Origin of the sequence: Lentzea alba (genome assembly GCF_011067745.1) — a bacterium.
Classification (GTDB): Bacteria; Actinomycetota; Actinomycetes; order Mycobacteriales; family Pseudonocardiaceae; genus Lentzea; species Lentzea alba.
Window position 1 is genome coordinate 230,601 of sequence record NZ_JAAMPJ010000007.1, and the last position, 12,844, is coordinate 243,444.

Genomic DNA, 12,844 nt, shown 5'->3' on the forward strand with positions numbered 1-12,844 from the left:
GGGGGGGGGGGCGCGCCCCAGCGGGGTGGGGCCGCCACCGCCGCTTCGACGGCGCGCCTGCCGTCGGCGGGAGAGGCGTCGGCGACCCGGCACAGCTCTGCGCCGGTGGCCGGGTCGTCGACCGCCAGGGTGCGGCCGGACTCCGCGTCCTGCCAGACACCGGCGATGAACAGCTGCTTGGGGACGTCCTTGATCACAGTCGGGCTCATGTCGGGTTCCTCGGAGTTCGGCTTCAGCGGAGTTGGGAGACGACCTCGTCCAGGGGCACGGCGAGCGCCTGTTCGACGTTGGTCCAGTCGTCCTTGGCGTGGGCCAGGAGGTAGTCACGCCGTTGCGGGACACGCTGCGCGCGCCAGTTCGTGATCAGCGCGCGCAGCGTGAGTCGGGCCAGCGCGGCGACGGGCACGAGTGCGAGTTCCGAGTCCTCGACCGGCCGGACGCGCTCGTAGCCCCGCAGGAAGGCGCAGGCGTCCTGCCAGGGGTTCTCCTGGCCGCGGCCGAGCAGGTTGGCCATGGGCACGGCGGGGTCGAAGATCAGCGCGCTGCGCACCGTGTCACCGAAGTCGATGACGCCGGTCACGAACGGCTCGCCGTGAGGGTCGACGACCACGTTGTACGGGCTGTAGTCACCGTGGATCACCTGTGTTTCCAGGCCGTTCAGGCGCGGTACGACGAACTCGCCGAACAGCCGGGAGACGTCCCCTGCCAGCCTGCGGTGCCCGGCGTCCGGCGTGTGCGTGACCAGTCCGGTCAGGTGGTGGAAGTGCTTGAGGTCCCACGCCAGCCCCCGCCCGTCGGCGGGGTGTGCGAATCCTGCGAGTGCCACGTCGACGCGGCCCAGCATTTCTCCCGCCGCGGCGAGCTGCCGCGCGTCCCGGTCCGCCCCGGCCCAGACCGGGCCGTTGACGAAGCCGAACACCCGCAGGATTCGCGCTCCGCCGAGGGCCACGCTGTCGTTCCCGTCGACGGTGAGCCGCACGCGCTGGACCGGCAACTCGGGAGCGATGTCCTCGAGAAACCGCATCGCGGCGGTCTGCAGGTCGACGACGCTCTCGTCCTCGCCCGGCGGCGACACCTTCACGAGGTGGTCACCGGAGCCGGTCGTGAGCCGGAACGTGTCGTCCTTCTCCGTCGCGAGCCGCTCGAGCCGCCCGCGCAGCCGGTAGCGCTGCTCGAGAAGCGTCTCCACCAGCGTCACGTCGACGGGCTCGTGGGTCGACGCCAGTCCGCTTTCGACCATGAGGCGCCTGCCGGGGTCCGCCAGCGGTGGGATGGTCACGGTGCGTCCCTTCGGTCAGCCGCTACAGCCGGTCCTGAGCGACCTGGGCGAAGGTCTCCAGGAACCGGGTCACGTCGGCGGCGTCGAAGGCCAGCGGGGGGCGGATCTTCAACACGTTCGCCCCGCGCGCAGTGCCGCTGATGAGCACCCGCCGGTCACGCAGATCGTTGATGACGTCCTCGGCGAGCGCACGGTCGGGTTCCCGCGTCTCCCGGTCCTTCACGAGCTCGATCCCGACGTAGAGACCACTGCCGCGGACTTCGGCGACGTACGGCGACTCCCGCGTGATCTCCTCGAGCCCGGCGCGCAGAGCCGTGCCGTTCTCGAGAACGCACTGCTGCACGTTCTCCTGCTCGAAGACGTCCAGCACCGCGGCCGCCGCCGCCACCGGGATCGAGCTGCCGCCGAAGGTGTTGAAGTAGCGGACGTTGCGTCCGAACTCGTCGGAGACCTCGGGGCGGAACACCACACCTGAGACCGGCAGCCCGTTGCCCATCGGCTTGCCCATGGTCACGATGTCCGGCACCACACCGTGGCGCGCGAAGCCCCACATGGACTCCCCGAGCCTGGCGAACCCGGACTGCACCTCGTCGGCGATGTAGACACCGCCGGCCTTGTGCACCTCCTCGACCATCGCCTTCAGGTAGCCGACCGGGTCGGTGAAGATGCCGTCGCTGCTGTACGCGCCGTCCGTGACCAGGGCAGCGAGCCGGTAACCGTGCCGCTCCAGGTCGTCGATCGCGCCACGCACCTGCGCACGCATGTGGTCGGCCAGTGTCGACCCCGGCGCGACGAGGCGCGGGTCGGGCGGGTCGATCAGCCTGACGTTCGGCCCGAGCGGTGATCCCGCGCCCAGGGTCGGCGAGAAGCTCGCGACCTCACGTGTGATGCCGTGGTAGGCCCAGCGGGTCACGATGATGCCCTCGGCACCGGTGTGGAACCTCGCCACGCGCATCGCGAGGTCGTTCGCCTCCGATCCGCTGCACGCAATGCTCAGCTTCGACAGCTCCGCGGGAAAGGTCGCGAGCAGTCGTTCCGCGTAGTCCACCAGCGAGTCCTGGACGTAGCGCGTGTTGATGTTGACCGCCGACATCTGCCGGGTGACGGCCTCCACCACGTGCGGGTGCGCGTGCCCGACGCACGGGACGTTGTTGTAGGCGTCGAGGTAGTCGTTGCCGTCGCGGTCGACCAGGTGAGCGCCGTGACCGGAGACGAACTCGACCGGCGTGCGGTAGATGAGGGTGTAGCCGGGTCCCAGCACCTCGGTCCGGCGCCGGATCGTGTCCTGGAGGCGGTCGGGGAGCGCGTCCAGCACGGCCGGGTCGAAGCGGTTCGGGTAGTTGGCGATCGCCCGGCTCAGTGTCGAAGTCATCGGCCGTCACTTTCCGTCTGATTCCGCCGGAGTCTCCTCCGCTGGTGATCTCACCGTACCACTTTTCGTTCCAGTTCCAAACTGAAACTTTTTAGCTGTGAGTCGTCCCCCGGAGAGGGACGAGGTCACGGCCGGCTCAGAACGCGGGCGCGGGCTGCTGCTCCGCACGTGGCGCTTGACGACGTGCGTCGAGCAGGGCCTCCCGCAACCGGGCCTGAGCCAGCGTCAGGCACGAGTACACCGCGCCACGCGCGGTCGACAGCCCGAGCACCTGCGTGGCGACCGTGACCCGCGGAACGGCGGGAAGACGCTCCTCAAGGCGTTTGCGCACCTCGGGCAGGACTTCCTCGACCAACGTGCGCAGCCTGCCCACGAAGAAGATCGACTCCGGGTCCAAGGTCACGACGACGGTGGTCACAGCCGTCACCAACGCCGTGGTGAACGCCTCCACCACCGCCGCGCGAACCTCGTCGTGGTGCGTCTCGACCCAGAGGTCGTCGATGCGTTCCAGCCCCAGCCCCTGCTCACGCGCGAACGCGAGCAGGCCTCCCGTGCTCAGCAGCCCTTCGAGGGTTTTGTCGTGCACTCCGGAGAAGAGCACGCCGACGTCACCGAACGAGGGAGTGCTCCCGCGGGCCAGCTCGTGATCGGTGCAGCAGGCGAAGTTGAGCATGCTGCTGACACTGAAGAGTGCGGCGTTCCTGATCGTGACGTCGTCGGCGAGGACGCCCAGCAAGGACGCGTTCGCGTCGCTGTCGAGCAGCACCGGAGCGCCGACCAGGTCCGCCAGCACGCGTTGCAGGCGGGAGCCGGCGAGATAGGTCATCGACTCAGCCGGGCCGAAGATCTCGCCATCGTCGCGGACCCGGCCGGGCACCGCCACGACGACCTGGCGCAGCGGTCCTTCCGCGGGCTGACTGGCGCCGGCGATCAGGCCGGCCAGCCAGGCGGCGGCCTTGCCGACGTCGTCGTGGTTCGCGGTGGGCACGATCACGTGCTGGATCTCGCGTCCCCGCAGGTCGGTCGCGAGAACACCGGTGGTCTGCGCACCGAAGCTCACGCCGACGACGTGCCCGGTGGTGCCGGGGATGTCCAGGTAGGTGGACGGCCGGCCACGACCGGCGATCGCGTCGACCCCGCGGTCCACGACGAAACCGTCGGCCCGCAGTTCCTCCACCGCCCTCGACACGGTGGCCTTGCTCAGACCCGTCAGCTCGATGAGCTTGTTCCGCGTCAAGGGCGCCTGGGCGAGAACGACGTCGAGGACCGATGCTTTGTTGTAGTCGCGCGTGGTCGGGTTGATCGTCACACCACCACCATACCAAAGGTTTCAGTTTGGAACTGGAACAAATGGTGATAGGGTCTGCCAGCCGCAAAGAACTCCGACGAGCAGGGCGGATGTCGCGTTGGAGCACGTCGACGCCGGCCGGTCGCGATGGCAGGAGAACAGCGATGAAGTTCATCCCCTATTGGCTCGACACCTCCCCGCAGGGACCGGACCGGTCGGGCACCGAGATCGGCGGTCGGGTCGACGTGGCGATCGTGGGCGCCGGGCTGACCGGCCTGTCCGCAGCGCTGCACCTGGCTCGCAAGGGCGCCGACGTGCAGGTCTTCGAGCAGGAAACGGTCGGGTGGGGCGCGTCAGGCCGCAACGGCGGCATGGCCACCGGGGGTCTGGGGATCGGTTTCCGCGACGCCGTCGCCCGGTACGGACTCGAGACCGCGGCCAAGTACATCGCGGTGTACGGCGACGCGATCGACACCATCGAGAAGCTCGTCGCCGACGAGGGCATCGACTGCCACTTCGCCCGCACGGGCAAGATGGTCCTGGCTGCCAAGCCCGCTCACTTCGACGGCCTGCGCAAGACCGACGAGCTGATGAGGAGCCTGGGCTACGAGACCCGCCTGGTGCCGCCGGGCGAGCTCCGTTCCGAGATCGGCTCGAAGATCTACCACGGCGCGATGGTCGACAAGCACAGCGCGGGCCTGCACGTCGGCAAGTTCACCAGGGGCCTCGCCGAGGCGGCCGTGCGGGCAGGCGCCACGATCCACGAGAAGGCCCCGGTCGGGCAGATCCGCCGGCTGGGCGGCACCCGGCACGAGCTGGTCACGCCCCGCGGCACCGTCGTGGCCGACCAGGTCCTCGTGGCGACCAGCGGCTACACCGGCAGGCCGTTCCGCTGGCTCCAGGTCAGGATCGCGCCCGTCGGCAGCTTCATCATCGTGACCGAGCCGCTGGGCAAGGACGCCTGCGACGAGCTGCTCCCCCACCGCCGGATGGCCTCGACGTCCAAGAACCTGCTGCACTACTTCCGGATCACCCCGGACCACCGGTTGCTGTTCGGCGGTCGGGCCCGGTTCGCCATGTCCAGCCCGCAGTCGGACGTGAAGAGCGGCCGGATCCTGGAGAAGGCGATGGTCGAGGTCTTCCCGCAACTGGCCGGCACGCACGTCGACTACTGCTGGGGTGGCCTGGTCGACATGAGCATGGACCGCATGGTGCACGCCGGCGAGCACGACGGGCTGCACTTCTCGGCCGGCTACTCCGGCCACGGCGTGCAGATGGCCACGCACATGGGCAAGCAGATGGCCGACTACATGAACGGCACGTCGACCGCCAACCCGTGGCGCGACCTGGCTTTCCGGCGGATCCCCGGCCACTTCGGCCCGCCCTGGTTCCTCCCCTTCGCGGGCGCGTACTACAAGTTCAAGGACTACCTCAGGTGACAGCGCTGACCGGGATGTCGGGACGATGACGCCTCTGGAGCGGCTGCTGAACGAGATCGCGCCGGGGATGCGCCTGGAGACCGGTGCCGGCGGCACCGCGGCCTACTCCTACGACGCCTCCAACTACCGCGTGCCACCGCTCGCCGTGGCCTTCCCCAGGTCCACGGAGGACGTTCGCGCAGTGCTGCGGGCCTGCCGCGAGCTCGATGTCCCCGTGACCGCACGGGGCGGCGGCACAAGCATGGCGGGCAACGCCGTGGGTCCCGGTGTGGTGCTCGACTTCTCCCGGCACCTGAACCAGGTGCTCGACGTCGACGTGAACTCCCGCACCGCGCGCGTGCAGGCCGGGATCGTTCTCGACGATCTGCGCGACGCGGTCGCACCGCACGGCCTCACCTTCGGCCCCGACCCGTCCTCGCACAGCCGCTGCACCATCGGCGGCATGATCGGCAACGACGCCTGCGGCAACCGGTCCGTGCGGCACGGGCGCACCAGCGAACACGTCGAGGCGCTCGAGATCGTCACCGCCGACGGCGTGCTCGCCGTCGCCGACCACACCGGGTTGCACGCCGCGGCCCCCGCGGACGAAGCGCGGATCGACGAGCTCGCCGCGCGGGTGCGTCGCCTGCTCGCGGACAACCTCGCGCCGATCCGCACCGAACTGGGCCGCATCCCCCGCCAGGTCTCCGGCTACCAGCTGCACCACCTGTTGCCGGAGAACGGCTTCGACGTGGCTCGCGCGCTGGTCGGCACCGAGGGCACCTGCGCGGTGGTCGTCGCGGCGACGGTCCGCCTGGTCACCGTCGCACCGGCGTCGGCACTGCTCGTGCTGGGCTACGAAGACGTCGTGGACGCCGCCGAGGACGTGCCGGAGATCCTCCCCTGGTCCCCCACCGCCGTGGAGGGCATGGACGAGGCCATCGTCGCCACGATGCGAGCGCGCCGCGGCCCCGAGTCGGTCACCGGTCTGCCCGGTGGACGAGCGTGGCTCTACGTGGAGCTCGACGGCGACAACGAGACGGACGTCCAGATGCGCGCGGGCGAGCTGCTCGACACGCTCAAGGCCCTCGGCCGGATGCGCGACGGACGGGTGATCGACACCGAGGCGCAGCGGAGGTCGCTCTGGCGGGTCCGCGAGGACGGCGCCGGGCTGGCCGCCCGGCTGGTCGACGGCGGCGAGTCGTGGCCGGGCTGGGAGGACGCGGCGGTCGCGCCCGAGCGGCTCCCCGGCTACCTGCGGGACTTCCGGGCACTGCTCTCCGGACACCGGCTCACCGGTGTCCTCTATGGACACTTCGGCGCCGGGTGCGTGCACGTCCGCATCGACTTCGACTTCGCCACGGGCACCGGCCGGGCGGCTGCTCGCCGGTTCCTGCGCGAGGCGGCGGAGCTCGTCGTGCGGCACGGCGGCACGTTGTCCGGCGAGCACGGCGACGGACGGGCCCGCGGCGAGCTCCTGGAAGTCATGTACAGCCCGCGGGTCCTCACCGCGTTCGCCGGTTTCAAACAGATCTTCGACCCGGACGGCGTGCTGAACCCCGGCGTGATCGTGGCACCCGCCGCGCTGGACGCCGATCTCGCGCTGGACGTGCCGCAACCGGACGGCCGGCCCACTCTGTTCACGTTCCCGCACGACGACGACGGCTTCGCGGGCGCCGCCCGGCGGTGCGTCGGTGTCGGCCGCTGCCGCAGCCACACCGGCGGCGTCATGTGCCCCAGCTACCGCGCCACCGGCGAGGAGAACCACTCCACCCGCGGCCGCGCCCGGCTGCTGCAGGAGATGCTGCTCGGTGAGACCGTTCGCGACGGATGGCGGTCGACGGAGGTTCGCGACGCACTGGACCTGTGCCTGTCGTGCAAGGCGTGCTCCACCGACTGCCCCGTCGGCGTGGACATGGCCACCTACAAGGCGGAGTTCCTGCACCAGCACTACCGCGGCCGCCTCCGGCCGCGCTCCCACTACTCGCTGGGCTGGCTGCCGCTCACCTCGGTGCTCGCCGGGTACGTCGCGCGCCCGCTCAACACCGTGCTGGGCGGACCTCTCGGCAAGCTCGCCGCCCGGCTGGGCGGCATCACCACGCGCCGCACGATCCCCGCCTTCGCGTCGCGCCGTGCGATGCGCAAAGCCCTGCGCCGCAAGACGGGCAAGCCGGCGGCACTCTTGTTCGTCGACAGCTTCACCAGGGCGTTCCGGCCTCAGGTCGTCGCCGCCACCTCCCGCGTGCTCGACGCAGCGGGCGTCCCGTGCGAACCGGCCGGCGGTTTGTGCTGCGGCCTGACGTGGGTCAGCACCGGCCAGCTCTCCGTCGCGCGCCGGGTGATGGCGAGGACGGTCGCCCGGTTGGATCGCGGACCGCACCGCGGCCTGCCGATCGTCGTGGCCGAACCCAGCTGCGCGGCGGCGTTGAAGCGGGACGTGCCCGAACTGCTGGGCACGGAGGCCGCCCGCCGGGTCGCCGCCCGCGTGCACACCCTCACCGGCGCGCTCACCGACCTGTCCACTTCGGACTGGCGTGCGGACGTACCGGACTCGGTGGTGCTGCAGACGCACTGCCACGAGTACGCGACGTTCGGCGCCCGGCGCCCGCGGGACCTGCTGCGCAGGCTCGGCGTGCGGAAGGTGAGCGAAGCGGAGGGCTGCTGCGGGCTCGCCGGCAACTTCGGCTTCGAGGCCGAGCACTACGACACCTCGATGGCCGTGGCGGACCTGTCGCTGCGGCCGCGTCTCGACGAGGAACCCGATGCCGTCGTCGTCGCCGACGGCTTCAGCTGCGCGACCCAGATCGACCACCTGGCCGGCGGCCGGGGTGTCCGCGCCCTGCACCTGGCCGAGCTGCTCGACCCGGGAGAAGAAGCCTGACAACAAAAACCGCGTCCCTCTGAGGGGCGCGGCTTTTCGGGTTGCGCATCGGTGAGGTACGAGCCTGCGGTGACGTGCGCGACTTGATCGGGAGGCTCCGTCGCCGGGGCCTCCCGATCAGTCGCGCGCTCAGATACCGAGCAGTGGCGGCACCTGGGACAGGGCGGTGACCTCGTGGTAGTCGTAGCCGGGGGTGCTCGGCTCGAACCCGCGGTTGACGTGGACCTTGTGCGTGACACCCAGGTCGTTGCAGACCATCAGGTCGTAGCGCGGGCTGGCGGAGACGTGCAGGACGTCCTTGGGCCCGCACCCGAGCTGGTTGAACATGTACTCGAACGCCTGGTACCGGGGCTTGTAGGCCTGGGCCTGCTCAGCGGTGAAGACGGCGTGGAACGGCGCGCCCAGCTTCTCCACGTTGCTCATCACCTGGCTGTCGTCCGCGTTGCTCAGGATGACGAGGGGATAGCGGGACGCCAGAGCGCGCAGCGCCTCGGGCACCTCGGGGTACGGGCCCCACGTCGGCAGCGCGTCCACGATCGCCTGGCCGTCAGCCTCCCGGTACGGCAGGCCGAAGCGCGCCAGCGTCTTTCGCAGCGAATCGTGCATCACGGCGTGAAAGGGCTTCCACGGCCCCAGCACTTCGTCAAGACGCTGCCACTGGAAGCTTTTCATGAAGTCGTCCATCTGATCAGCCGGCACGACGTCCGCGAGCCGTTGGCGCGTCATGGCCGCGAGCTGCCAGCGGATCAACGTCCCGTGCATGTCGAACGTGATGAATTTCGGCTCGAAGTCGATCATTCGCGTTTCTCTCTTTCTTGACCGGCCGCTCAACGGAAAAGTTGCACAGGCGTCACCGCACACAAAAAGTGCACGACAGCTTCACAACCCGTGACCAACATCGTCTGCGTGGCGTGACAGGGCCGGTCAGCGCGGGCGGAGCTTCCGCCTCCATCAGACCTGTGACCGGCTGCTGACCACAGCATACCACTCTTTGTTCCAGTTCCAACCTGAAACTTTTCCTGCCTGAGGCGTTGACAGTCCGTAGCAGGCCGCCCTAGCGTCAGGTCACCCCATCCGCCCGACCGGAAGGGTGACCATGAACACCGAGACCGTTCATCCCAAAACGTTCTGACAACCAGACAGCCGATCGACCACTAATTCGATCACATCGGTTACCGACGGTTCTCCGGACGATTTTCCGCGCCCAGCCGCGGAGAGCTCGTCACCCACCGCCGTGACACACGGCGCACCCATGCGCACAATTCTTCCCTCTTGATGAAGGAGCGGCCGAAAATGCGAGTCAGAAAAGCCTTGTGCGCTGTGCTTGGCGCGACGTCCCTGACACTCGCGCTGGTCGCGTGCGGGTCGGTCGACGCGACCCAGCCCGCCACCGGCTCGGACCAGCTGGTCGAGCACACCGACGACATCTCGGCGGGCGTGCAGCCGGACCCGGCGGCGGTGAAGCTGCTGCCGGAAGCCGTGAAGGCCAAGGGCAGGATCTCGGTGGCGATGGACCTGTCCAGTCCGCCCACGACGTTCATGGCGACGGACAACAAGACGCCGATCGGGTTCAACCCGGACATGGCGCGGCTGATCGCGGCCAAGCTCGGGGTCAAGCTGCAGATCGACAACGTCAAGTTCGACACCATCATCCCCGGCCTGCAGGGCAACAGGTTCGACTTCACCGCGACCACCATGGGCGCCACCGCAGAACGCCTCAAAGTGCTCGACATGGTCAACTACTTCCAGAACGGCACCGGCGTCGCCGTACCGCGCGGCAACCCGCAGAAGCTCGCCGTCCACGAACTGTGCGGCCGCCGCGTCGGCGTGCAGTCCGGCACCACCGCGGAAATCAAGTGGCTCCCCCAGCTCAACGAGAAGGACTGCACCAGCCAGGGCAAACCGGCCATCACCGGAGTCACTTTGCCGAGCGTCAACGACTCACTGACCCAGCTCGCCTCCAAGCGACTCGACGCCGTGATGTACGACTTCACCTCGCTGTCGTGGACAGCCAAGCGGCAGCCCACCGTGCTGGAAGTGCTGCCAGAAAGGGTGGTCACGACGAAGGTGAACGTGGCACTGCCCAAGGGTTCCCCGTTGACCCCCGCGATCCAGGCGGCCATCCAGTCCATCATCGACAGTCCCAAATACGCCGAAGCACTTGATCGCTGGGGCTTCCAGAGCCTCGGCATCGAGACCGCGGCGATGGCCGTTCCCCTGCAGTGATGGCGACGAAGACGACCAGGAGTCATCCGATGCAAGAACTCCAGGCCGAACACAAGAAGCGGATCACGCCGAAGCGTCCGCGCGACTACCTCTGTTGGGCTGCTGCGATCGCGGTCGTCGCCGCCCTGGTCTACACGACGGTGACCAACGAGAACTACGGCTGGCCGGTGGTGTTCAGCTACTTCACCACCGACGCGATCATCGAAGGCCTGCTCCTCACCCTGGTCCTGACCGTGGTCAGCATGGCGCTGGGCATCGTGCTCGGACTGCTGCTCGCGGTCATGCGGATGTCGCACCAGGCACCGATCTCCGGACTGGCCACGCTCTACATCACGTTCTTCCGCGGCACACCGGTACTGGTGCAACTCATCTTCTGGTTCAACATCGCCGCGCTGTACCCCAACGTCTCCATCGGCGTCCCCTTCACCGACATCTCCACCCCGGTCGACGTCAACGCCCTGATGACTCCGCTGACCGCAGCCATCGTCGGCCTCACGCTCAACGAAGCCGCCTACATGGCCGAGATCATCCGCGGCGGCTTCGCCTCGGTGAACCGCGGCCAGTACGAAGCAGCGGACTCGCTCGGCATGACCGGCTTCACCAGGCTCCGCCACGTGATCATCCCGCAGACCATGCCCGCGATCATCCCCGCCACCGGCAACCAGGTCATCGGCATGCTCAAAGGCACCTCCCTGGTCAGCGTCCTCGGCGTCGCCGAACTGCTCAACAGCGCGCAGTCCATCTACGCCCGCACCTACCAGACCATTCCCCTGCTCATCGTCGCCAGCCTCTGGTACCTGATCATGACCCTCGCACTCAGCGTGCCCCAGTCCATGATCGAACGCCGCTTCTCCCGCTCCACCCGCAGGCCGGCCGCAGTCGCCACCGCGACAAAGGAGTCGCTGCTGTGAAAGCCGACGGAACGATCGTCGCCCGCAAGCTCTGCAAAAGCTTCGGCAGCCACCAGGTACTGCGCGGGATCGACCTGACCGTCGCGGCTGGGGAGATCTCGTGCATCATCGGGCCGAGCGGGTCCGGGAAATCGACGTTGTTGCGGTGTGTCAACGGGTTGGAGACCGTCGACCGCGGCGTGCTGCGGGTCAACGGCGAGGACTTCGGCTACGTCGAGAAGGACGACGCCTACCACGCCGTCTCCCCGCAACGACTCGCCGAGCAACGCTCCCGCGTCGGCATGGTCTTCCAGCAGTTCAACCTCTTCCCCAACATGACCGCCGAGAGCAACGTCATGTCCGGCCCGGTACTGGTGAAGAAGGTGGATCGCAAGGTTGCCAGGGAACGGGCCCAGGAACTGCTCGCCCAGGTCGGACTCGCCGGCTGCGGCCACAAGTACCCCGCCCAGCTCTCCGGCGGCCAGCAACAACGCGTCGCCATCGCCCGCGCCCTCGCCATGGACCCCAGCATCATGCTGTTCGACGAACCCACCAGCGCACTCGACCCCGAACTCGTCGGCGAAGTCCTCGCCGTCATGCGCGACCTCGCCCACCACGGCATGACCATGCTCCTCGTCACCCACGAAATGGCCTTCGCCCGCGACGTCGCCGACGAGGTGCTGTTCATGGACGAAGGAGTGGCGGTGGAGCGCGGCGACGCGCGCGAAGTACTCGCCAACCCCCGCGAAAAACGAACCCAAGAGTTCCTCGAAAGGGTGCTGTAGACAGCGGCACGGACACGTCTCCCAGCCCTGCGCTTGACAGAACGTCCTGTTACCGCGTCCGCACTGGACAAATCACGCGTGGACTCGGTGCCGTGTGCCGGAGACAGTCGGTGGACCGCCCTGTCCCACCTTGGTACGTCCGCTCCAGATTTGTGTTGTTCCCAAACCAGCAGAGGAAAGCATGTCGCTCCTGAAGTCCATCGACACCAACCCCTCCTTCGCCCCCAGCGAGTCCGGCCCGCTGCCGGAACGCCTGATCTCCGGCGACCCGGCCTACCGGACCTGGGCCCAGGATCAGGACGCCGCTCGCGGGGAAAAGATCAACACAGGTGTCTGGGAAGCCACCCCCGGCGAGACGCGCTCGATCAAGGGCGAGACCTTCGAGTTCTGCCACATCCTTTCCGGCGTCGTCGAAATCACGCCGGAAGGTGGTGAGCCGGTGGTCTACCAGGCCGGCGACAGCTTTGTCATGAAGCCGGGCTTCGTCGGTGTCTGGAAGACCATCGAGACCGTGCGCAAGATCTACCTGACCGTGTCGTAACGCCGATGTCCGCAGCGCTGCCCTCTTCGAGATCTCTCGCGAGGGCAACCTGCCCAGCAGAGACACCGCCCTGCACGCCGCCCGCAAGGGTGCCCGCGTCGCCCTCGACGGACGCGGAGTCATTGAGATTTCAACCACTACGGCACAGCTTGGTTAGCCTTGCC

At 68.6% G+C, this 12,844-nt stretch carries 10 protein-coding genes and 1 pseudogene; 6 read left to right on the top strand and 5 right to left on the bottom strand.

Annotated elements, in window-relative coordinates; all coding sequences use genetic code 11:
* The 4 genes and pseudogenes from G7043_RS48595 to G7043_RS25895 all read right to left on the bottom strand — a co-directional run.
* Nucleotides 1-209: pseudogene (locus tag G7043_RS48595) on the bottom strand (aldehyde dehydrogenase family protein); the annotation flags it as partial.
* 23 nt (nt 210-232) lie between these two features.
* Entirely contained in the window at nt 233-1,279 is a 1,047-nt protein-coding gene (locus G7043_RS25885; RefSeq protein WP_313888069.1) for a phosphotransferase, read from the bottom strand.
* Between the two features lie 22 nt (nt 1,280-1,301).
* Nucleotides 1,302-2,651 (bottom strand): aspartate aminotransferase family protein, encoded by a 1,350-nt coding sequence (locus G7043_RS25890; protein WP_166049741.1) that lies wholly within the window; start codon nt 2,649-2,651, stop codon nt 1,302-1,304.
* 136 nt (nt 2,652-2,787) lie between these two features.
* Nucleotides 2,788-3,960: an ROK family transcriptional regulator gene (locus tag G7043_RS25895; RefSeq protein WP_166049743.1), complete on the bottom strand. Its 1,173-nt coding sequence runs from the start codon at nt 3,958-3,960 to the stop codon at nt 2,788-2,790.
* Between the two features lie 143 nt (nt 3,961-4,103).
* Here G7043_RS25895 and G7043_RS25900 point away from each other — a divergent pair, with 143 nt between their 5' ends.
* A complete protein-coding gene (locus G7043_RS25900) occupies nt 4,104-5,378 on the top strand; it encodes an NAD(P)/FAD-dependent oxidoreductase (protein ID WP_166049745.1) in 1,275 nt (424 codons plus the stop codon).
* A 25-nt stretch (nt 5,379-5,403) separates the two neighbouring features.
* Nucleotides 5,404-8,238 carry an FAD-binding and (Fe-S)-binding domain-containing protein gene (locus G7043_RS25905; RefSeq protein ID WP_166049747.1) on the top strand — a complete coding sequence of 945 codons (2,835 nt, stop codon included), beginning with the start codon at nt 5,404-5,406 and terminating at the stop codon, nt 8,236-8,238.
* Nucleotides 8,239-8,367: 129 nt separating this feature from the next.
* Here G7043_RS25905 and G7043_RS25910 read toward each other — a convergent pair whose 3' ends face one another.
* Nucleotides 8,368-9,036 carry a haloacid dehalogenase type II gene (locus G7043_RS25910; protein ID WP_112265998.1) on the bottom strand — a complete coding sequence of 223 codons (669 nt, stop codon included), beginning with the start codon at nt 9,034-9,036 and terminating at the stop codon, nt 8,368-8,370.
* 495 nt (nt 9,037-9,531) lie between these two features.
* On the opposite strand from G7043_RS25910, the gene G7043_RS25915 reads away from it, so the two are divergent.
* The 4 genes from G7043_RS25915 to G7043_RS25930 all read left to right on the top strand — a co-directional run bounded on the left by G7043_RS25915 (nt 9,532) and on the right by G7043_RS25930 (nt 12,680).
* A complete protein-coding gene (locus G7043_RS25915) occupies nt 9,532-10,464 on the top strand; it encodes an ABC transporter substrate-binding protein (protein WP_166049749.1) in 933 nt (310 codons plus the stop codon).
* Between the two features lie 29 nt (nt 10,465-10,493).
* The gene (locus G7043_RS25920) at nt 10,494-11,375 is read left to right on the top strand and encodes an amino acid ABC transporter permease (RefSeq protein ID WP_166049751.1); all 882 of its coding nucleotides are present in this window, start codon (nt 10,494-10,496) and stop codon (nt 11,373-11,375) included.
* Nucleotides 11,372-12,139, top strand: a complete 768-nt coding sequence (locus G7043_RS25925) for an amino acid ABC transporter ATP-binding protein (protein ID WP_166049753.1) — start codon at nt 11,372-11,374, stop codon at nt 12,137-12,139. Before G7043_RS25920 ends, G7043_RS25925 begins: the two co-directional genes overlap by 4 nt.
* A 181-nt stretch (nt 12,140-12,320) precedes the next feature.
* Nucleotides 12,321-12,680 carry a cupin domain-containing protein gene (locus G7043_RS25930; RefSeq protein ID WP_166049755.1) on the top strand — a complete coding sequence of 120 codons (360 nt, stop codon included), beginning with the start codon at nt 12,321-12,323 and terminating at the stop codon, nt 12,678-12,680.
* Nucleotides 12,681-12,844 lie beyond the last annotated feature (164 nt).